The sequence below is a fragment of the Pantoea eucrina genome (assembly GCF_020079945.1).
Classification (GTDB): domain Bacteria; phylum Pseudomonadota; class Gammaproteobacteria; order Enterobacterales; family Enterobacteriaceae; genus Pantoea; species Pantoea eucrina.
The window spans coordinates 2973562-2994009 of the sequence record NZ_CP083448.1; the positions used below are offsets into that span (position 1 = coordinate 2973562).

The window sequence follows — 20448 nt, forward strand, 5'->3', positions numbered from 1 at the left end:
CAGCCTCCTGTCAGGGTCAGCTGCGGCCCATGGAAGCAAGGAACGTTATAGGTTGCATATCATCGTTAAATGACACACACCTCTGAATGCAGCTGAAAAATTGACGCGTAATCATACTGGCCTCAGGGGCTAAACACAAGCGCACATTTCGCCTGTTTCGCGCAGGCGTGCCAGCCAGAGCGCCTTTTTGTGCTAAGCGTGCCACTTCAGCCTGTTACGCACGTTTTTTCAAAAACATTGAGGTACGCGTTCAAAAAGCCGCTCTGGCGCTGCGCCGGTTAAAAACTAAACTCTATAAAAGCGCCCTGAACAATGCACCGCGTGCGCGATTGATGAAGTATCACAAGTGAGGAGTCGATTATGAAAGCTGTCATTGTCGCCACTTTACTGAGTCTCTTTCTCTCTTCCCCCGCGATTGCCAGCGTTACTGACTCTGCGCAGCAGATGAGAAGCAGCAGTAAAGCGGCTTCAGGCTATATCTATGTTAACCGGCTGGATGCGCCGGCTGATAACCCGTTTACCGCTGCGCAGCGCCCCGCCGATCGACTGTCCGGGCAGCGCTGAAGTCACCGCTGGCGGCTGCTCAGAGGGTACGCGTAAAAAACGCCACCAGCGCGGTGAGCGCGGCGGGCGTGATTTTATGCCCGATCTGCGGTTCGGACAGGAACGTAAGCTGACCATCCTGCCGGGTGGCGCGCAGCGCCTCTGCGAGGCGCTGCGTTTCAGCAAAAGGCACCACCTCATCCGCTTCGCCGTGCCAGAGCAGCAGCGGCCGGCTGGCAAGCCTGCCCAGCTGTGTGGCGGGATCGTAAGCGCTCAGCGGCGCCAGGCGCGCGGCAAGCAGCAGCTGCTGTTCAGGAGTTTTCGGTACCAGCGGCGGAAAGAGCTGCTCGCTGAGCTGCCGGAAATAGCCGGATCCCATCAGACAGCCGACACTCTGAAGGTGCGGGTAGCGCGCCATGGCTCCCAGCGCCGTCATCCCGCCCATTGAGGCCCCCGCCACCGCAAAACGTTCGCCGGCAATCCAGCGATGGTCACGCAGCGCAGTCTCCAGCTGCGGCAGCTCATCAATATTCTGACGCAAAATTTCCCAGAAACGCGTCATACGCAGCGCGCTGTCGCCCTGATAACGCGCCCCGTGCATCTCTGCATCGGGCATGATGACGCGAAATCCTGCCTGCGCCAGCGCCACAGCAAAGTAGCTGTAAACCTCTTTTGATGAGGTAAAGCCATGGTAAAAGAGAATGGCGGGTAGCGGCGTTTGCCGCTGACCGGCGGGTGCGGCATGAATACACTCGATTCCTGCCAGAGTCTCTGTTGTCAGTTCAATCACGGTAGCGCTCCTGAATAGCGTGCATCTGATACCGAGTGTACCTGTTCTCTGCTGGCGCGTTAGCAGATTAACGTCGCTGCTTTTTCACCCTAAACCTTTGCCGGTTTTTGCCGTTGATCGTTCTCCCCCATTCTAAATAACAGGTATTTTATGAAGCGTCTTTCTCTCAGTGTCCTGAGCCTTGGCGTCAGGCTGTCTGTATTGACGTCTTTCAGCGTCGCCGTCGTACTGTTTGTCCTGACATTTACCCTGAGCCATAACGCCGCCCGTCAGCTGGAACAGCTGGCAACCGACGATATGACTAATCAGGTACAGGGCATCAGTGAAATGGCCACGCTGTTTAACGCTACGCTCTCCGAAGAGGTGGCAAACTACACCAGACTGTTCCAGAGCTTTTTACCTAAACGTTTCAGCCGTGACGAGAGCACCCGCGTTCAGACAGGCGAGCTGAGCACGCCGGTGCTGCGTGCCGGTCTGAAAACGCTCAATCTCGATCAGCTTGCCGTGGATGACTTTTTTGAGCGTACCGGCGCGGTGACGACCATCTTTGTCCGCGACGGCGATGATTACGTGCGTATCGCGACGTCACTGAAAAAAGAGGATGGCAGCCGCGCCATTGGCACCCGGCTGGATCGCAGCAGCGCTGCCTGGCGCAGCGTGCAGCAAGGCATCACATGGCGCGGGCTGGCTACGCTGTTCGGGCATCGCTATATCACCCAGTATGAGCCGGTGCGTGATGAAAGCGGCAGCGTCATTGCGATTTTATTTGTCGGCGTAAAAATCGATACACAGTATGCGCTGATGCGCGACAAAGTGCTGGCGCGCCATCTCGGTGACAGCGGCAGTTTCTTTGTGCTGAACGGTACGCCGGGCAGCAAACAGGGCACCTACCTGTTTGACCGCCACGCTGAGGGCCAGCAGCCGCGCTGGAGCCAGGCGGTACAGCAGCGGCTGCTGACTCAGCCCGCCGGGCTGCTCAGCTTTGAGGACGCCGGTGAAACCCGGCTGCTGGCGTGGCAGCAGCTGCCGGGCTGGGACTGGATTATCGCCGGTGAGGTCAGCCGTGCCGCGTTGCTGGCTCCGGTTACGCAGAGTCGCAACCTGTTTATGGCTATCGGCCTGGCGCTGGTGCTGCTGTTTGCTGCCGGCTTTGTTTTTTACTGTCGTCACGCCCTTACCCGCCCGCTGCAGCAGGTGATCCATCTGGCTGAGGAGTATGCGGCCGGTAACCTGCAGGCGCATCTTAACTCAACGCGACGCGATGAGGTTGGCCAGCTGGTGGCTGCTATCAACGGCATTGGCGACGGGCTGGAAAAAGTGGTGCGCCAGGTGCGGGGCGCCGCTCAGGAGATAAGTGACGGCACCGATACGATTGCGGCCGGCAGCGCGACCATCAGCGAGCAGATTAGCCGTCAGGCGAGCAGCGTGGAAGAGACTTCCGCCAGCATGGAGCAGTTTGGCGCCACGGTGGCGCAGACCGCGGCTAACGTACGTCAGGCAATGGCATTGATGAGCGAAGCTGCCGGTACCGTCAGTCAGGGCGGCGCCACTGTCGCACGCTCAGCGGAAACCATGGCGGAGATCAGGGTTGCGTCGCAGAGTATTGCCGATATTACCCATGTGATTGAGTCAATTGCATTTCAGACCAATATCCTGGCACTGAACGCAGCCGTAGAAGCCGCGCGCGCCGGCGAGCACGGGCGCGGCTTTGCCGTGGTCGCCGCCGAAGTGCGGGCGCTGGCGCAACGCAGCGCCAGCGCTGCAAAAGAGATCGATACGCTGATCGCCCGATCCATTGAGCGGGTTGCGGCGGGCCATGCGCTCTCTGAGCAGACGCGCGATAATATGAACCACATTGTGACGCATTTTGAGCAGGTCAAAACGCTGATGGATGAGATCAATATCGCGGCGCAGGAACAGGCAGCAGGTATTGGTCAGGTTAATCTGGCGATGAACCATATTGGTCAGGCGACGCATCAGAGCAGCGATATGGTTATGCAGTCCGAGAGCACCGCCCGGCATCTGAGCGAGAAAGGGCATCATCTTACGGCGCTGGTCAGCCTGTTCAGGCTCAACAGCTGATGATTGCGGGAAGATGGCTTACACTTTAGCTATCTTCCCTGCACTCCCGGAGCCGTTATGTCCCGTCTGTTACTGCTGTTGAGTCTGGTGCTGTGTGGATGTTCAACGCTGCAGTCGACCCCGCAGGCGCCGCCGCCGCCCGCCTCGCAGCCCCAGGAGATTTCGCGCGCGCAGAGCGCCGGACTGCCGAAGCTGGGCAATATCAGCGCCTCAACGCGCGGTTCACCGGATGATGCGCAGCGCGCAATCGCTGCACGCGCCAGCCAGGCCGGGGCTGTCTATTATCAGATTGTGATGCTGGATGAAACCTCCTTTCCCGGCCTGTGGTATGCCACCGCGATTCTCTACGGCGCGCCTTCAGGCAGCGCCGGCGCGCAGTAGCAGACGCGCGGCCAGCGTCTCATCCGGGCCACGTGCGCCGCGCCCGTCGAGCGCAAGCGCACACCACGCATCGGCCAGCGGCGGTTCTGCGACTTTCAGCAGTATCGCCGCACTCGCCAGCCAGAACAGCTCCTGCGCCAGGTCACGCGCCTGCGCTTCATGCGGATGACGCAGCTGCAGACGCAGCTGACGCCAGCTGCGATCAACATGACGATTAGCGCCCCTCACCGCCTCAAACTCCTGCTGCAGCAGCGCATGGCATGCAGGATAGCGCTGCAGTACGCGCAGAATATCCAGACACATGACATTGCCCGATCCCTCCCAGATGCTGTTAACCGGCATCTCGCGATACAGCCGCGGCAGTTCGCTCTGTTCGCAGTAGCCGATACCGCCCAGCACCTCCATGCTCTCCGCGACAAACGGCATACCGGCCCGGCAGATGGCAAACTTCGCTACCGGTGTAAAGAGCCGGGCATAGAGCCGCTCCGTCTCGCTGGCTGGCGCTGACCACGCCCGGGCGAGCCGCAGCAACAGCGCAGTCTGCGCTTCAAGCTGCAGCGCCTGTCGTGCCAGCTGGAGGCGCATCAGCGGCTGCTCGCTGAGCGGTTTGCCCATGACCTGTCGCTGCTGCGCATGATGCAGCGCCACCGACAGCGCACGGCGCATCAGGCCGTGGCTGCCGAGCGCGCAGTCGAAGCGCGTCATGCCGCCCATGCGTAACAACAGCCGCACGCCTTCACCCTCTTCGCCCATCAGCCAGCCAGTGGCATCCTGAAACTCCACTTCAGCGCTGGCATTGGAGCGGTTGCCCAGCTTCTCCTTGAGCTGCTCGATGCGCAGCGCATTGCGCGTGCCGTCAGGCAGCAGTCGCGGCAGAAAAAAACAGCTCAGGCCGCGTGAGGTATGGGCCAGGATCAGATGCGCATCGCTTTGCGGCACAGAGAAAAACCATTTATGACCGGTAATGCGCCACGGCTCGCCCGGCGCACGCACACCGAGTGGTTCAGCGCGCGTGGTGTTAGTCAGCACGTCAGTACCGCCCTGCTTTTCAGTCATCCCCATGCCAATCAGCAGCCCGCGCTTCTGACCGCCTGGCAGGTGATGGGCATCGTAGCGGTCGCTCAGCAGGCCTGCGCGCCAGTCAGCATAGGCTGCGGGCAGATGCGCCTGCAGCAGAGGAAGCGCGGCGTGCGTCATGGTGACCGGACAGAGGGAACCCGCTTCCGCCTGGGCATGCAGAATAAAGCGCGCCGCACGCGCTACCATGGCATGAGCCGGGGCATCAGGCTGCCAGCTGAGATTATGTAAGCGGCTGGCACAGACGCCCTGCATCAGCAGATGCCAGGCGGGATGAAACCGCACCTCGTCGATGCGCTCGCCGCGCGCGTCATAGCGCTGCAGTACCGGCGGTTCACTATTGGCCAGCCGTCCCAGCTCCAGCGATTCCGCGCTGCCAAGCTGCAGACCAACCGACGCCAGCCACGCCTGGTCCCAGGCCGCGCCTTCGCGCACCACGGCATCGCACAGAGCGCTGTCGCGGGTAAACAGATTACTGTTACAGAGAGGATGAGGCTGATTGAATACGTGGTGAGTGGTATGAAACATAGCGCCTCCTGATGATAACGCATCATAGCGACGAGGCTGCCAGGCAGAGTAACCGTCTGGCAGCCTGCTCTGTCTGAATTATTCAGGAGAGCCGTACAGGAGGGGAAAGCGCTTGTTGATATTTTGCGTTGCCGATCACGCCTGGCGCTGGCGCACGGCCTCAAACAGGCAGACGCCGGTCGCCACCGAGACGTTCAGCGAAGAGACGCTGCCTGCCATCGGAATGCTGATCAGCTCATCGCAGTGTTCGCGCGTCAGGCGGCGCATACCTTCGCCCTCCGCCCCCATCACCAGCGCCAGCGGACCGGTCATTTTGCTCTGATAAACCGTATGATCCGCCTCACCGGCAGTGCCAACGATCCAGATGTTGTATTCCTGCAGCAGTCGCATAGTGCGCGCCAGGTTAGTGACGCGAATGAGCGGAACGTTTTCCGCAGCGCCGCTGGCGACTTTTTTTGCCGTGGCGTTAAGCGGTGCAGCACGATCTTTCGGCACGATGACCGCATGAACACCCGCCGCGTCAGCACTGCGCAGGCAGGCACCCAGGTTGTGTGGATCGGTTACGCCGTCGAGGATCAGCAGAAACGGTTTCTCCAGCGACTGCAGCAGATCGGGCAGATCGCCCTCCTGGTAATTTTTACCCGGTTTGATACGCGCCACGATGCCCTGATGCACGCCGCCCTCTACCTGTGCATCGAGCCACTGGCGGTTAGCCAGCTGGATCACAATACCCTGAGCTTCCAGTGCGGCAATCAGCGGCTGCAGGCGGCGATCGTCGCGCCCTTTGAGAATGAAAACTTCCTGAAAACGCTGGGGGTCGCGCTCCAGCAGCGCCTGCACGGCATGAATGCCAAAAACTATTTCGCTCATTATTTTGCTCAAGATTGGGTTAGAACAGCGATCGCTGAGATCCGGGTTCAGGATGCGCGCGGCGGCGCATCCGGTACAGCGCGTAAAGCATACCCGGATTGCCTGTCAGGACAATCCGGTGACCATCAGGTCGCGCTGCTTTTTTTTGATGCCCGCTTAGCCTTAGTGGCGGCGGCGATTTTACGGGTTTTCTCAGAGACTTTATTGCCTTTTTTCTCACTTTTCTGCGCAGCAGCCGGTTTCTTTTCACCACGGAAAGCCGCATCCGGTTCAAAGTTGCCTTTTTTACCCGCGTCGCGACGGCGCTTTGTGGCAGGCTTGCCGCTGCGCTTCTCGCGTTCCCGCGCGGTTTTGCCTTCGCCACGCGGCACGCGCTTGCTGGAGATCAGTGCAAAATCGATTTTACGCTCATCCATGTGCACCGCATCCACGCGCACTTCCACCGCATCGCCAAGACGATAGGTACGGCCGCCCGACTCGCCGATCAGACGCTGTCCGACGGCATCAAAGCGATAGTAGTCGTTATCCAGCGTGGAGACATGCACCAGGCCATCGATGAACAGATCGCTCAGCCGCACAAAGAAGCCAAAGCCGGTCACGCTGGAGATCACGCCGTTAAACACATTGCCCACCTGATCCTGCATGAAGTCGCACTTCAGCCAGTCAGCAACGTCGCGCGTCGCTTCATCAGCGCGGCGCTCGGTCATCGAACAGTGCTGACCCAGCTGCAGCATCTGCTGCATATCATAGTGGTAGCCGCCGTTCGGCGTAGTGATACCGTTTTCCATGCCCTGCTCTTTTGCCAGCAGATATTTAATCGCCCGGTGCAGCAGCAGATCCGGATAGCGGCGGATCGGCGAAGTAAAGTGGGCGTAAGAAGCCAGCGCCAGACCAAAGTGTCCGCGGTTTTCCGGATCGTAGACCGCCTGTTTCATGGAGCGCAGCAGCATGGTCTGCAGCATCTCAGCATCCGGACGCTCGGCGATCTGATCCAGCAGTTCGGCGTAGTCCACAGGCTGCGGTTTTGCGCCGCCCGGCAGGCTCAGACCCAGCTCGCTCAGTACGGTGCGGAAACTGGTGATGCTGTCTTCACTCGGACGATCGTGATCGCGGAACAGCGCCGGCTCCTGGTGTTTCTCCACAAAGCGGGCAGACGCGATGTTAGCGAGGATCATGCACTCTTCGATAAGTTTATGCGCGTCGTTACGTACCGTGCGCTCAACGCGCTCAATACGGCGCTCAGCGTTGAAGATAAACTTCGCTTCTTCCGTTTCAAATGAGATGCCACCGCGCTGCTCGCGTGCGGTTTCCAGCACCTCGTACATAGCGTGCAGCTCTTCGAGATGTTTTACCTGTGCCGCATACTGCTCACGCAGCTCGGGATTACCCTGCAGGATATTCCAGACTTTGTTATAGGTCAGTCGCGCGTGTGAGTTCATCACCGCTTCATAATGCTTATAGCCGGTCAGTTTACCGCTGGCAGAGATAGTCATCTCACAGACCATGCAAAGGCGGTCAACCTGCGGATTCAGCGAGCAGAGGCCGTTGGAGAGGATCTCAGGCAGCATCGGCACGACCTGCGACGGGAAGTAGACTGATGTTCCGCGCTGATGCGCTTCGTCATCCAGCGCCGTACCCGGCCGCACGTAGTAACTTACGTCAGCGATCGCTACCCACAGGCGCCAGCCACCACCGCGCTTTTTCTCGCAGTAGACGGCATCATCGAAGTCGCGGGCATCTTCGCCATCAATGGTAACCAGCGGCAGCTGACGCAGATCGATACGTCCCTGCTTCGCCGCTTCCGGCACCTCTTCTTTCAGCTTCGCAATCTCTCTTTCGACCTCTTCCGGCCAGGTGTGCGGAATTTCATGCGTACGCAGCGCCATATCAACTGCCAGACCGGTGCCCATATTGTCGCCGAGGATTTCGGTGACTTTACCGATAGCTTTGGTGCGGCGCGTGGCGCGCTGCACAATCTCGACCACGACAACAGAGCCCATCCGGGCATCAAGCGTTGCGTCCTGCGGAATAAGAATATCAAAGCTCAGACGGCTATCGTCCGGCACCACGAAGCCCGTGCCGGCATCGGTAAAGTAGCGGCCGACAATCTGGCTGTTGCGCGGTTCAAGCACCCGCACCACGCGCGCTTCACGGCGACCTTTACGATCGGCACCGCCTGGCTGCGCCAGGATCACGTCGCCATGCAGGCAGAATTTCATCTGTTCGGCGGAAAGATAGAAGTCATCTTTTTGCCCTTCAGCGCGTAAAAAGCCGTAGCCGTCACGATGGCCAATCACTTTGCCGCGCAGCAGGTCGAGGCGTTCCGGCAGCGCATAGCACTGACGACGGGTAAAGACCAGCTGACCGTCACGCTCCATTGCGCGCAGACGACGGCGCAGCGCCTCCAGCTGATCTTCACTGGTGATGTTTAACGCCCCCGCAATCTCTTCGCGGCTGGCTGGTTTTTCCCGCTGCTCCAGCAGCCCGAGAATAAATTCGCGGCTGGGGATCGGGTTATCATATTTTTCAGCTTCTCTGTCCTGAAAAGGATCTTTTGACATTAGGTTCCTCCGATGTCATTTGGAGTGGATTGCCACCGGCGGTTCGGACAATAGGATGTGGTAGAGCGAATCGTTGTTTCTTACCAGATCGGCCAGCGTATAGTTATCCAGCTCCTGCAAAAATAACTGCACGGCGTCATTAAGCGCCTTACGTAAGCGGCAGGCTGGGGTGATGGCGCAGGTGTCACAGTTAACTAACTGCAGCGGCTCCATCTTTCTGACAACGTCGCCAATAATAATTTTTTCCGGGTCCATACCTAAACGAATTCCGCCGTTTTTGCCGCGTGTAGCAGCTACAAAGCCGGCCCGGCTCAGTTGATTGATGATTTTTACCATATGGTTACGCGATACGCCGTAAGTATCGGTGACTTCAGTAATGTTAGTCTGCCTGCCCTCGGGCAGCGTAGCCATGTAAATCAGTGCGCGCAGACCATAATCGGTAAAACTTGTTAGCTGCACATATACCTCAGTAAACCATCAGATTTTTTAGTTTTAGCGCCAGCTGCACGCTTCGATTAACAATGATGATAAACCAGTGCGGAAAAACCCGGAGCGCTTTTTTCATGCCCGTGTGGTCCTGAGCCGAAAAAAACAGAGTGAGCGGAAGCAGACAGCGGATAAACAGAGGCCGGAACATGTCCGGCCTGAGAAGATTATGCGTCGAACGGATCGCGCAGAATCATGGTCTCACTACGGTCCGGGCCCGTTGAGATAATATCAACCGGCACACCGGTTACTTCTTCGACACGCTTGATGTAATCACGTGCGGCCTGGGGCAGACCCTCCACGGTTTTGACACCAAAGGTGGTCTCATTCCAGCCAGGCAGAGTTTCGTAAATCGGTTCGATACCTTCCCAGCCTTCAGCTGCCAGCGGCGTAGTGGTCATCTCGCGGCCATCCGGCATACGGTAGCCGACACAGATTTTAACCTCTTTCAGGCCATCCAGCACGTCCAGTTTGGTCATGCAGAAGCCGGAAAGCGAGTTAATCTGTACGGCACGGCGTACAGCAACCGCATCAAGCCAGCCGGTACGGCGACGGCGGCCGGTAGTGGCACCAAACTCATTGCCCTGCTTGCACAGAAACTCACCGGTCTCATCAAACAGCTCGGTCGGGAACGGACCCGCTCCGACGCGGGTGGAGTAGGCTTTCACGATACCCAGCACGTAGTCGACATAGCGCGGACCGATACCGGAGCCGGTTGCCACGCCGCCTGCGGTGGTGTTAGAGGAAGTCACATAGGGGTAAGTACCGTGGTCGATATCCAGCAGGGTACCCTGCGCACCTTCAAACATGATCAGATCGCCACGCTTGCGCGCGCCATCCAGCAGATCGGATACGTCCACTACCATGCTGGTCAGGATGTCCGCTACGGCCATCACGTCGCTCAGCACTTTTTCGTAGTCAACGGCATCGGTTTTGTAGTAGTTCACCAGCTGGAAGTTGTAGAAATCAACAATCTCTTTCAGCTTGGTTGCAAAGGTCTCTTTGTTGAACAGATCGCTGACCCGCAGGCCGCGACGCGCCACTTTATCTTCATAGGCAGGCCCGATACCGCGGCCCGTGGTACCGATCGCTTTGGCACCGCGCGCTTTTTCGCGTGCCAGATCCATTGCAACGTGATATTGCAGGATCAGCGGGCAGGCTTCAGAAATCAGCAGACGTTCACGTACCGGCACACCGCGCGCTTCCAGACCATTCATCTCTTTCATCAGCGCTTCAGGTGACAATACCACCCCGTTACCAATGATGCTGGTAACATTTTCACGCAGGATGCCAGAAGGAATTAAGTGGAGGACGGTTTTTTCACCGTTGATGACAAGTGTATGGCCTGCATTGTGGCCACCCTGGTAACGCACCACATAATTAGCGCGTTCAGTCAGAAGGTCTACGATTTTACCTTTACCTTCGTCACCCCATTGGGTGCCCAGTACGACGACGTTCTTACCCATTTCTAAAATCACCGATTGCTTAAAAATGGATTCTACCATCGGTTTTTCACAGTTTCAGCACTTTTAGCACACGTTTGCGCTGTTTTTTGCCTGCCTTTTGTTCAGCTCACAACATGTTGGGGAGGCTCGGCCTGACAGGCACAACTTAACCAGTAAGCGGCGCGATTATCCCTGCATATGCTGGCTGAACAGGCAGTAAATCACCACGCCCGCTACAACCAGTCCACCGCCAAAACGATGCAACAGGCGGTCAGGCAGCTGCGTCAGAGAAAGGATCATGCGCCGCCAGAGTCGCGGCATTAACATCGGCCCTGCGCCTTCCAGTATCAGCACCAGCGCAAGCGCCATCCAGATGGTTGAATTCATACGTTATCCAAAAAAAAGGGCCGACATCAGTGTCGGCCCTGGCTTTATAAGCGCTTATCGTGAAACGTTGGTCGGTGCTTTCATATAGCGGAAGAAATCGCTATCCGGGCTCAGCACCATGACGTCCTGATTATCCGCAAAGCTGTTTTCATACGCCCGCAGGCTGCGAATGAACGCATAGAAATCAGGATCCTGGCTGAAGGCATCGGCGAACAGCTTGGCGGCTTCACCATCCCCTTCACCGCGCGAGATCAGCGCCTGACGCTGCGCTTCAGCCAGCGTACGGGTTACCTGGTAATCAGCCTGCGCACGCAGTTTTTCTGCCTCTTCCTGCCCCTGTGAACGCTGGCTACGGGCAACCGCTTCACGCTCGGCGCGCATACGGTTGTAGATGGCGTCAGAGACTTCAGTTGGCAGGTTGATCTGCTTAATACGCACATCAACAACCTGAATACCCAGCGCCGCCATACTGTTTGGATTTGGCGCAGGCTCGCTGCTATTGGTTTCGCGCTCAACGCGTGCGGCAGCGCTGGCGATGGCATCATCTGCTGCCGGCGTCTGTACTTCATCATCGTTACCCGCGCTGCCCGTGTTCAGCGCATCGCGTACGTCAGTGGTCAGACGGCCACGCGAATCGGTCACAATATCTTTCACATCGAGGCGGCCCATTTCTGAACGCAGACGGTCGCTGAACTTACGTTTCAGCAGCACCTCAGCCTGAGAGATATCGCCACCGCCCGTTGCCAGGTAGTAGCGGCTGAAGTCGCTGATACGCCACTTGATATAAGAGTCGACGATCAGATCTTTCTTCTCTTTGGTGACAAAGCGATCGGCCTGGTTATCCATGGTCTGAATACGTGCATCCAGCGATTTCACGGTTTCAATAAATGGGATTTTAAAGTGCAGACCCGGCGAATAAACCTGTGGCTTATTCTCGTCGTCGCGCAGGACTTTACCAAAACGCAGCACGATACCGCGCTGGCCTTCCTGCACAACAAACAGTGACGCGTAGAGCACCACCAGCACTACGATAATTACGGCGATGATTGGCTTACGCATCGGTTACTCCCTCCCTTCGCGCTGGGTATCGTTGCGCAGCGCGTTTGCGCGACGCTGGTCCATGACGCTGTCCGGACTATAAGATGAGTTACTGTTGCGATCGGCACTGCTGCCTAGCGACGAAGGCAATTTCATCAGGTTAGTGTTGTTCTGACCGCTCTGGCTGCCTGACTGGCCGTTGCGCAGCAGCTGGTCGAGCGGCAGTACCATCAGATTGTTGCTGCGATCGTTAACCAGCACTTTGCGCGTATGACTCAGCACGCGCTCCATGGTTTCGATATAGAGACGCTCTTTGGTAATTTGCGGAGCCGCCTTGTACTCCGGCAGCAGACGCGCAAAACGGGCAACCTCACCCTGCGCTTCCAGTACGGTACGCTCTTTGTACGCTCGCGCTTCTTCCAGAATACGCTGCGCCTGACCGTTGGCACGCGGCTGCACTTCGTTGGCATAGGCTTCTGCTTCACGCACATACTGCTCACGGTTTTCGCGTGCGGCGATCGCATCATCAAACGCGGCTTTTACCTCTTCCGGTGGACGCGCCGCCTGGAAGTTTACGTCAAGCAGGGTGATCCCCATATTGTAGGGGCGAATCGTTTCGTCAATCTCACGCTGCGTATCGCTACGCACCACGGTACGCCCTTCGGTCAGAATGCGATCCATGGTGGAACGACCAATCACGCCACGCAGCGCGCTGTCGGTGGCCTGACGCAGGCTGTCATCCGCGCTGGTTACTGCATAGAGATAGCGCTCCGGATCGGTCACGCGATACTGGACGTTCATCTCAACGCGTACCACGTTTTCATCGGATGTCAGCATCACGCCTGATGCAGCCAGCTCGCGCACGGCTTCAACGTTGACAGCGCGTACGTTATCAATAAATGTCGGCTTCCAGTTGAGGCCAGGCTCAACCAGATGACTGAATTTGCCAAAACGGGTTACAACACCGCGTTCCGCTTCTTTGATGGTGTAGAAGCCGCTCGCCGCCCAGATAATCACTACGGCTGCGCCTGCAATGCCAACCAGTTTGCCACCGCTACCGCCGCTGCGCTGACCGTTATCGTTCTGTTTGCCACCGCCCAGTCCGCCGAGTTTTTTACTCAGCTTACGGAAGATATCATCCAGATCGGGAGGCCCCTGCTCGCGCCCTCCTTTATTCCCCCCAGAGTTGCCGCCTTGATTATTGCTGCTTCCCCACGGGTCGCGGTCCTGTCCGTTATTTCCGGGCTGATTCCACGCCATGTTTCTACTCCATTTATTGTATTTACGTGTTTTACCTTTCACGTCGCCTGCTGCCGCGCGGTAAACTGCCTGCCCGTCGCCGGACCGCTACAGAGGTAAGCATCCGGTCAGTCGCACAGTGGTTGTTGCGCCCGCAAAACCGTATTCCGGCGCAGACAACCTGCAATCATACTTACAGCATCATTCTCATGTGTCAGATAAAGGCGTTTGGGCAATATCAAACAATATAACTGGTTAGCAACGGCTCCTGTTTGCATAAGCGATGCCAGTCAACAATTGGCATACGCACCTGCAAACCCGTACTGCCATCTTCTTCATTCCACTCTTTTTCTATCGCCTGCAGCTGGTAAAAGCGGCTACGCAGACGTCCTGCTTCAGGTGGCAAACGCAGTTCATACTGCGCAATCTCACCTGCCAGCCGTTCTGAGAGCGCCTGCCACAATAGCTCCAGACCGACGCCGTTTTGCGCTGAGAGCCATACGCGCGTCGGGCGCTGCTCTTCATCGCGATCGATACGCGGTTCAAACCCATCCAGCATATCGATTTTGTTCATAACCAGCAGCGAGGGGATCTCATCCGCCTCAATTTCAGCCAGCACTTCATTCACGGCGTCAATGTTGTCGGTAACGCGTAAATCAGCGGCATCGATGACGTGCAGCAGCAGAGTTGCCTGGCGGGTCTCCTGCAGCGTTGCTTTAAACGCCGCGACCAGATCGTGCGGAAGATGGCGGATAAAACCGACGGTATCGGCCAGCACCACCTCGCCTACGTCGGCGACATTAAGACGGCGCAGGGTTGGATCGAGCGTGGCAAACAGCTGATCCGCCGCATACACATTGGCAGACGTTACCGCGTTAAACAGGGTGGATTTTCCGGCGTTGGTGTAACCCACCAGCGAAACAGTAGGCACATCAGCTTTGGCACGCGCCTGACGTCCCTGTTCACGCTGCTTTTCAACACGCTCAAGCCGCGACAGGATCTGGCTGATGCGACCGCGCAGCAAGCGCCGGTCAGTTTCCAGCTGAGTTTCACCGGGTCCACGTAGTCCGATGCCGCCTTTCTGACGTTCAAGGTGTGTCCAGCCGCGCACCAGGCGGGTGGCCAGATGGCGTAGCTGCGCCAGCTCGACCTGTAATTTCCCTTCATGGGTACGGGCGCGCTGCGCAAAGATGTCGAGAATTAAGCCGGTGCGATCGATAACACGACATTCGCACAGACGCTCGAGATTACGTTCCTGAGCAGGAGATAAGGCATGATCGAATAATACGACCGATGCTCCACTCGCTTTTACCGCATCGGCAATTTCAACTGCCTTTCCTTCACCGACAAAATATTTGGGATGTGGCGCTTTACGACTGCCGGTAATGACCTGCAGTGCATCGACGCCCGCAGAAGAGACAAGAGTTTCAAACTCCTGCAAATCTTCCAGCTCTTTGTCTTGGGAGAACCAGATGTGTACCAGTACGGCCTGCTCACCGGCATCATAACGGTCAAACAAGCTATAACCTCGCTAAAATAAAATAACCAGGACGGGAAAACCTGATTGCTCCCCGGCCCTGGCTTTACGGCTACGCAAACTTACTCTGCGCTATCACCGTCTTGTTGTGGCTGCGATTGAGCGCTCTGATTGCTTCCGCCGTGGTGGTAGTTACTGCTACCGCCGCCGCCCGCATTATTACTGTGATGCGAAACCGGACGCGAAGGAACCACGGTAGAGATGGCGTGCTTATACACCATCTGGCTCACTGTGTTTTTCAGTAAAATAACGAACTGATCGAAAGACTCAATTTGTCCCTGCAGCTTAATGCCGTTCACCAGATAAATCGAAACCGGAACACGTTCACGACGCAGTGCGTTCAGAAACGGGTCTTGTAATGATTGCCCCTTAGCCATTCTATCTTTTCCTTATATGCTTGTTGTTTGTTACTTAAGAACCGTGGTTCAGAAAAACTGCGTAAAAATTTGCGCACGCTAACCGATCAATTGTACACAATCAGCCCTGCTTAGCACTAACTACCTGAAGTACCGTGTCGCGGGCTGTTTCAGGCGCATCACTGTCTAACCAGTGCACACCTTCCCAGCCTCGTAACCAGGTCATCTGGCGCTTGGCTAACTGCCGGGTGGCGCAAATTCCCCGATAAACCATATCGTCATAGCTGATTTCGCCTGAAAGATAAGACCACATCTGGCGATAACCGACACAACGAATGGAAGGCATATCCGTATGCAAATCACCTCGCGCAAAAAGGGCACGAGCCTCCGCCTCAAAGCCTGACGCTAACATCTGGTCGTAACGCATTGCAATGCGCTGGTGCAGCATTTCACGATGCGCCGGAGCGATCGCAAACTGGTGCACATCGTAGGGTAGCGCTTCACCGGACGTTTTTGTCAGTTCCGTTAAAGTTTTACCCGAAATAAAAAAAACTTCCAGTGCTCGCGAAAGTCTCTGCGGATCATTCGGATGAATACGACTGCCGGCGACCGGATCGATTTCACACAGCTGGCGGTGCAGGGTTTCCCACCCTTGTTCAGCCGCCGTTTGCTCTATTTGCTGACGTATTTGCGGATCGGCCGGGGGCAGCGGCGACAATCCTTCAAGCAACGCCTTAAAGTAGAGCATGGTTCCACCAACAAGCAGCGGAATTTTACCTTCCCGGGTAATCTCCGCCATTTCTGCCAGCGCATCGCGACGAAATTCAGCGGCAGAATAACTCTCCGCCGGATCGCGTATGTCCAGCAGACGGTGAGGAGCCAGCGTCTGCTCTTCAGCTGAAGGTTTTGCTGTTCCTATATCCATCCCGCGATAGATCAGGGCGGAGTCAACGCTAATCAGCTCTACCGGCAGCTGCTGGCGTAATGCAATGGCCAGCGCGGTTTTGCCGGAGGCGGTTGGCCCCATCAAAAAAATAGCCTTTGGCCGGCCAGCCTGGTTTAGTTCACTCATGCTTTAACGCGTTAATCGCGCTCTCAATATCCAGGGTCTGTAACAGACCTGAAGGCGGCGACTTCAGCAGCTGCGGACAGAGCCGTTCCAGCTCCGCCAGTAGCGCAATCGCCTGCGAGTGATTCCAGTGTGGCTCCTCTGCATCCTCACGACGTGCCAGCCACTGAGCCAGCATGGACGCAGAAACCTCTTGCTGCCGGGCCAGGTAGCCTAACAGTTCTGGAATCAAGATTTGTAAATTTTGTGTTCTTAACGGTAAAGGCACCGCGCGCAGGGTGACATGCTGCCCATCCCGCTGCAAATCAATACCCATCTGCTGCAGCAGCGCAGCCCGGGTGGTAATAACCTCCTGCTCACTGGCGGCAATTTTCAGGCGTACCGGTATCAGCAGCGGCTGCGGCCGCAGCCCCTCCTCCCCCGGCTGAAGCTGCGCCTGCTTTAGCCAGCGCGAAGCGACGGACAGCGAGAGTAGCTGGAGCGCTGCGCCCCGCTCCAGCAGCGCATAGCGCTCGCGGACGACGCTGAGCACGCGGCCAAAACTCTGCGCATGCGCGGCCAGCGGTGCACCAGCTGTGGGCTCGCGCGTTCTCTGTGGGGCTGCCGGAGCCGGTGTCGGTGCCGCGGGTGCGGCTGAGGGCGTCTTCAGCAGCTGCTGATACGCGGCGCCCTCACGGGCGCGATACGCGGGTTCTTTATGCTGCCAGCCTGCGCCCGCGTTTCCGCTGCGGGCAGGCGCACGATCGCGCGGGTTGGCGGCGGCGTCGTCAGGCCGGGATGGGGCAGCGGCAGGCTGAGCAAAATGGTTACCGCCGGCAGCCTGACGGTTCTCTGGCTGCCACGGTGCAGCAGGCTCTTTTACCGCGACTTCCGGCAGCTCCGCACTGCGGCTCGCCTGCAGCACGCTCATCACGCCCTGCCAGATAAAGTCATGCACCAGTCGCGACTGGTGAAAGCGCACTTCATGCTTGGCAGGATGAACGTTGACATCAACCTGATGCGGGTCGATCTCCAGATAGAGTACATAGGCAGGCTGCTGATCGTCGCCCCCCTGGGCCTGCCAGGCCTGGCGGATGGCATGGTTGATCAGCTTGTCGCGCATCATACGACCGTTGACGTAGCAATATTGCAGGTCCGGAGTTTGCCGCGCGCCAGCCGGATCGGCTACCCAGCCGCGTAGCGCGAGATCGTCATGCTGCCAGTCGATACGCAGCGCATGCTGCATAAATGCCGTACCGCAGATCGCGCCCAGACGTCGTTCCTGTTGCGACGTCTGCGTCACGCCGCGGTACTGACGCACCAGTTTACCGTTGTGCGTGAGCGAAATCGCGACGTCAAAACGCGCCAGCGCAATGCGACGGATCACTTCATCAATATGGGTGAACTCCGTTTTTTCCGTGCGCATAAATTTGCGCCGGGCCGGCGTGTTGTAGAACAGATCCAGCACCTCCAGCGAGGTTCCCACCGGATGGGCCGCCGGCTTAACGGTGACCTGCATATCACGCCCTTCGGCGTACGCCTGCCACGCTTCCTGCTGATCGGCGGTGCGTGAGGTCAGCGTCAGACGGGAAACTGAACTGATGCTGGCCAGCGCTTCACCGCGAAAGCCGAGGCTGGCTATCGCTTCGAGATCGTCCAGCGACGCAATTTTACTGGTAGCGTGACGCGCCAGCGCCATCGCCAGCTCTGCTTTGGGAATACCGCAGCCATTATCGCGAATGCGAATCAGCCGGGCTCCGCCTTTTTCAATATCGATATCGATACGCGTTGCGCCGGCATCGAGGCTGTTCTCCACCAGCTCTTTTACAACCGATGCCGGACGCTCAACCACTTCGCCAGCGGCAATCTGGTTTGCCAGCTGCGGCGGTAAAATCTGTATAGGCATGGTGGTGATCCTTGTAGCTTGCTGGCCCGAAGGCCAGCGATCAGGATTGAGGAATTTTTAAATTCTGTCCCAGCATTACATTGTCTGACTTCATATTATTGGCCTGCATAATCGCTTTCGGACTCACGCCGTAACGCACGGCAATGGCCGTCAGCGAATCACCGCGAACCACTTTGTGGCGCGCCGGGCGTGCAGCCGTCGTGCTGACGCGGCTGCCGGCAGGTACTTTCAGGCGCTGCCCCACCCAGACCACGTCGCGCTTCAGGTTGTTGAGATCGCGCAGCGTCGCCATGCTGACCCCATACTTTGCGGCGATTCCCGACAGCGTTTCGCCGCGCGTTACCGTGTGGCGCTGCGTCACGCCCGTATACTGTACGGTTCCGCTGGCGGGATTGCTGGCGACGCTAACCGCTGGTGCGCTGTCCAGCGGCCGGTTTTCCTGCTTTGGGACGGACTGTAACGGATGTGCGAGGAAATAACTGCGCAGGCCTTTATGGATCGCCAGCGCAATTTTTTCCTGGTACGCACTGCTGCCAAGCAGCCGCTCCTCCCCGGCGTTACTGATAAAGCCGGTTTCAACCAGTAAAGATGGAATATCGGGTGAACGCAACACGCCAAGGCTGGCGTGCTCCGGCAACCGTTTATGCAGCGGCGTGATGCCGCGTAACTGCTGCAGAACTTTGACCGCTACGTCATAACCGACGCGCTGTGAGTGGCCAAACTGCAGATCCAGCACCGCCTGGCTGAGATAGGGATCGGCCTGGCTGTTCGCCAGCAGATCGCCCGCTCCGCCCAGCAGCTCAGACTGTTTCTCTTTCTGCTCCAGCCAGTTTGCCATTTCGTTATTGGCGCGCCGGTTTGACAGCACCCAGACGGAAGCGCCGGTTGCCGAGTGGTTTGGCGCCGCATCGGCGTGAATAGAGACCAGCAAATTGGCGTTCTCTTTGCGGGCAACCTCTGAACGTCCCATCACCGAGATAAAGTAATCGCCGTTGCGCGTCAGCACCGGTTTAAACATCGGATCCCGATCCAGCAGCGCTTTAAGCTTGCGTGCAATAGCGATAGTAACGTTTTTTTCCCGCAGCCCGCGCTGCCCCATCGCCCCCGGATCCTGCCCGCCATGACCGGCGTCAATGGCCACAATCACCGCATCGTTAAGGGTAACCGCGCCGCCCGGACGTATCGTGGTGTTGCTGTTGGTCACCGCGGTGACCGGATTGCCATCAAACGGATTGCCCTGGCTGCTGGCTACGCTGGCGCTCTGGCGCGCAGCGGTAACCGGCGCGGCTGCGGTGCTGCTGCGGTTTACCGGCCGGGTGCCGCGCAGGGTAAACACCACGCGATAATTATTGCCGTCACGCTGCGTCGCAGCGCGCGTTTTAGTGGACTGGTTTAAATCAAATACCAGCCGGATGCTCCGGGCATCTTTAGGCTGGCTGTTGCGAATGCGCTGCACGATGTTTTCACCGCTGAAGCTCAGCGGCAGCCCTTTGATCGTGCCGCTCTGGCGAATATCCAGCACCACCCGGTCAGGGTTATGCAGCGGAAAAAAACCGTATACCGGCTGGCCGTTGAAGCTGAGCGTCACCGTTGCCTGATTCGCCCCGTTCTCAACTTTAATATCTGAAAGCGTGGCGGCAAATGACGTAGCGGAAAACAGGCAGAGCACGACCAGCACGATGCTTTTTATCCGTGGCTTCATGCCGGATCTCCCTGCTGCATCTGCTCCAGCAGCACGGCGCCATGTGCGGAAACCGCCGTGATTTCTGCTTCACGCCCCGTTTCTGCATAACGCAGCGTCAGTGACAGATCGGGCTCGGGCAGAAAGCCTGCGCCCTGCTGCGGCCATTCAACCAGACAGAGCGCCTCACCGCTGAAATAGTCGCGGATACCCATAAACTCCAGCTCTTCCGGATCGGCCAGGCGATAGAGGTCGAAATGATAGAGGGTACGATCGCCAATCTCATAGGGCTCAACCAGCGTATAGGTCGGGCTTTTAACATTGCCCTGATGACCGAGCGCCTGCAGAAAGCCGCGGCTGAACGTCGTTTTACCGGCGCCCAGATCGCCATACAGATAAATAACGGCCGCGCTGCTGCAAACGCGAGCCAGTTGCGCACCCATTTTCAGGGTTGCCGCCTCATCGGGCAAAGAAATTACACAGGTTTTCATGC

Annotated in this window: 18 protein-coding genes; 3 read left to right on the forward strand and 15 right to left on the reverse strand. The window is 57.7% G+C overall.

Going from position 1 to position 20448, the window contains the following annotated elements:
* Positions 1-360: 360 nt before the first annotated feature.
* The gene (locus LAC65_RS14080; protein ID WP_039380605.1) at positions 361-564 is read left to right on the forward strand and encodes a hypothetical protein; all 204 of its coding nucleotides are present in this window, start codon (positions 361-363) and stop codon (positions 562-564) included.
* A 19-nt stretch (positions 565-583) separates the two neighbouring features.
* Here the strand turns inward: LAC65_RS14080 and yjfP are convergent, their stop codons facing one another.
* Positions 584-1333 (reverse strand): esterase, encoded by a 750-nt coding sequence (gene yjfP / locus LAC65_RS14085; protein ID WP_039380607.1) that lies wholly within the window; start codon positions 1331-1333, stop codon positions 584-586.
* A 150-nt stretch (positions 1334-1483) separates the two neighbouring features.
* Here yjfP and LAC65_RS14090 point away from each other — a divergent pair, with 150 nt between their 5' ends.
* Positions 1484-3415 (forward strand): methyl-accepting chemotaxis protein, encoded by a 1932-nt coding sequence (locus tag LAC65_RS14090; protein ID WP_203025748.1) that lies wholly within the window; start codon positions 1484-1486, stop codon positions 3413-3415.
* Positions 3416-3472: 57 nt separating this feature from the next.
* Positions 3473-3796: a biofilm peroxide resistance protein BsmA gene (bsmA, locus tag LAC65_RS14095; RefSeq protein WP_039380612.1), complete on the forward strand. Its 324-nt coding sequence runs from the start codon at positions 3473-3475 to the stop codon at positions 3794-3796.
* Here bsmA and LAC65_RS14100 read toward each other — a convergent pair.
* The 14 genes from LAC65_RS14100 to tsaE form a co-directional block, all read right to left on the reverse strand.
* Positions 3773-5401 (reverse strand): isovaleryl-CoA dehydrogenase, encoded by a 1629-nt coding sequence (locus LAC65_RS14100; RefSeq protein WP_039380614.1) that lies wholly within the window; start codon positions 5399-5401, stop codon positions 3773-3775. The genes bsmA and LAC65_RS14100 overlap by 24 nt on opposite strands.
* A gap of 135 nt (positions 5402-5536) precedes the next feature.
* Positions 5537-6271 carry a 23S rRNA (guanosine(2251)-2'-O)-methyltransferase RlmB gene (gene rlmB / locus LAC65_RS14105; RefSeq protein ID WP_039380618.1) on the reverse strand — a complete coding sequence of 245 codons (735 nt, stop codon included), beginning with the start codon at positions 6269-6271 and terminating at the stop codon, positions 5537-5539.
* A 125-nt stretch (positions 6272-6396) separates the two neighbouring features.
* The gene (rnr, locus tag LAC65_RS14110; protein ID WP_039380621.1) at positions 6397-8832 is read right to left on the reverse strand and encodes a ribonuclease R; all 2436 of its coding nucleotides are present in this window, start codon (positions 8830-8832) and stop codon (positions 6397-6399) included.
* A gap of 15 nt (positions 8833-8847) precedes the next feature.
* Complete coding sequence (nsrR, locus tag LAC65_RS14115; RefSeq protein WP_039380624.1) at positions 8848-9291, reverse strand: nitric oxide-sensing transcriptional repressor NsrR; 444 nt, start codon at positions 9289-9291, stop codon at positions 8848-8850.
* 194 nt (positions 9292-9485) lie between these two features.
* Positions 9486-10784 (reverse strand): adenylosuccinate synthase, encoded by a 1299-nt coding sequence (locus LAC65_RS14120; protein ID WP_039385653.1) that lies wholly within the window; start codon positions 10782-10784, stop codon positions 9486-9488.
* Between the two features lie 165 nt (positions 10785-10949).
* Positions 10950-11150, reverse strand: coding sequence for a DUF2065 domain-containing protein (locus LAC65_RS14125; RefSeq protein WP_039380628.1), 201 nt, complete (start codon positions 11148-11150; stop codon positions 10950-10952).
* Positions 11151-11204: 54 nt separating this feature from the next.
* Entirely contained in the window at positions 11205-12209 is a 1005-nt protein-coding gene (gene hflC / locus LAC65_RS14130) for a protease modulator HflC (RefSeq protein ID WP_039380630.1), read from the reverse strand.
* A gap of 3 nt (positions 12210-12212) precedes the next feature.
* Entirely contained in the window at positions 12213-13448 is a 1236-nt protein-coding gene (hflK, locus tag LAC65_RS14135) for an FtsH protease activity modulator HflK (RefSeq protein WP_039380632.1), read from the reverse strand.
* A gap of 217 nt (positions 13449-13665) precedes the next feature.
* Positions 13666-14946, reverse strand: coding sequence for a ribosome rescue GTPase HflX (gene hflX / locus LAC65_RS14140; protein ID WP_039380634.1), 1281 nt, complete (start codon positions 14944-14946; stop codon positions 13666-13668).
* An 80-nt stretch (positions 14947-15026) separates the two neighbouring features.
* Complete coding sequence (gene hfq / locus LAC65_RS14145) at positions 15027-15341, reverse strand: RNA chaperone Hfq (RefSeq protein WP_039380637.1); 315 nt, start codon at positions 15339-15341, stop codon at positions 15027-15029.
* 100 nt (positions 15342-15441) lie between these two features.
* Entirely contained in the window at positions 15442-16392 is a 951-nt protein-coding gene (miaA, locus tag LAC65_RS14150; protein ID WP_039380640.1) for a tRNA (adenosine(37)-N6)-dimethylallyltransferase MiaA, read from the reverse strand.
* Positions 16385-18274, reverse strand: coding sequence for a DNA mismatch repair endonuclease MutL (mutL, locus tag LAC65_RS14155; RefSeq protein ID WP_039380643.1), 1890 nt, complete (start codon positions 18272-18274; stop codon positions 16385-16387). Before mutL ends, miaA begins: the two co-directional genes overlap by 8 nt.
* A gap of 40 nt (positions 18275-18314) precedes the next feature.
* Positions 18315-19976, reverse strand: a complete 1662-nt coding sequence (gene amiB, locus LAC65_RS14160; RefSeq protein WP_039380646.1) for an N-acetylmuramoyl-L-alanine amidase AmiB — start codon at positions 19974-19976, stop codon at positions 18315-18317.
* Complete coding sequence (gene tsaE / locus LAC65_RS14165) at positions 19973-20446, reverse strand: tRNA (adenosine(37)-N6)-threonylcarbamoyltransferase complex ATPase subunit type 1 TsaE (protein WP_039380649.1); 474 nt, start codon at positions 20444-20446, stop codon at positions 19973-19975. Before tsaE ends, amiB begins: the two co-directional genes overlap by 4 nt.
* Positions 20447-20448: the final 2 nt, after the last annotated feature.

Bases quoted from the DNA above. Each gene is read 5' to 3' on its own strand.
- LAC65_RS14125 (WP_039380628.1), bottom strand. From the start codon at position 11,150: ATGAATTCAACCATCTGGATGGCGCTTGCGCTGGTGCTGATACTGGAA.
- LAC65_RS14120 (WP_039385653.1), bottom strand. From the start codon at position 10,784: ATGGGTAAGAACGTCGTCGTACTGGGCACCCAATGGGGTGACGAAGGT.
- rlmB (WP_039380618.1), bottom strand. From the start codon at position 6,271: ATGAGCGAAATAGTTTTTGGCATTCATGCCGTGCAGGCGCTGCTGGAG.
- hflK (WP_039380632.1), bottom strand. From the start codon at position 13,448: ATGGCGTGGAATCAGCCCGGAAATAACGGACAGGACCGCGACCCGTGG.
- LAC65_RS14100 (WP_039380614.1), bottom strand. From the start codon at position 5,401: ATGTTTCATACCACTCACCACGTATTCAATCAGCCTCATCCTCTCTGT.
- hflC (WP_039380630.1), bottom strand. From the start codon at position 12,209: ATGCGTAAGCCAATCATCGCCGTAATTATCGTAGTGCTGGTGGTGCTC.
- bsmA (WP_039380612.1), top strand. From the start codon at position 3,473: ATGTCCCGTCTGTTACTGCTGTTGAGTCTGGTGCTGTGTGGATGTTCA.
- tsaE (WP_039380649.1), bottom strand. From the start codon at position 20,446: ATGAAAACCTGTGTAATTTCTTTGCCCGATGAGGCGGCAACCCTGAAA.
- LAC65_RS14080 (WP_039380605.1), top strand. From the start codon at position 361: ATGAAAGCTGTCATTGTCGCCACTTTACTGAGTCTCTTTCTCTCTTCC.
- hfq (WP_039380637.1), bottom strand. From the start codon at position 15,341: ATGGCTAAGGGGCAATCATTACAAGACCCGTTTCTGAACGCACTGCGT.
- amiB (WP_039380646.1), bottom strand. From the start codon at position 19,976: ATGAAGCCACGGATAAAAAGCATCGTGCTGGTCGTGCTCTGCCTGTTT.
- LAC65_RS14090 (WP_203025748.1), top strand. From the start codon at position 1,484: ATGAAGCGTCTTTCTCTCAGTGTCCTGAGCCTTGGCGTCAGGCTGTCT.
- miaA (WP_039380640.1), bottom strand. From the start codon at position 16,392: ATGAGTGAACTAAACCAGGCTGGCCGGCCAAAGGCTATTTTTTTGATG.
- rnr (WP_039380621.1), bottom strand. From the start codon at position 8,832: ATGTCAAAAGATCCTTTTCAGGACAGAGAAGCTGAAAAATATGATAAC.
- mutL (WP_039380643.1), bottom strand. From the start codon at position 18,274: ATGCCTATACAGATTTTACCGCCGCAGCTGGCAAACCAGATTGCCGCT.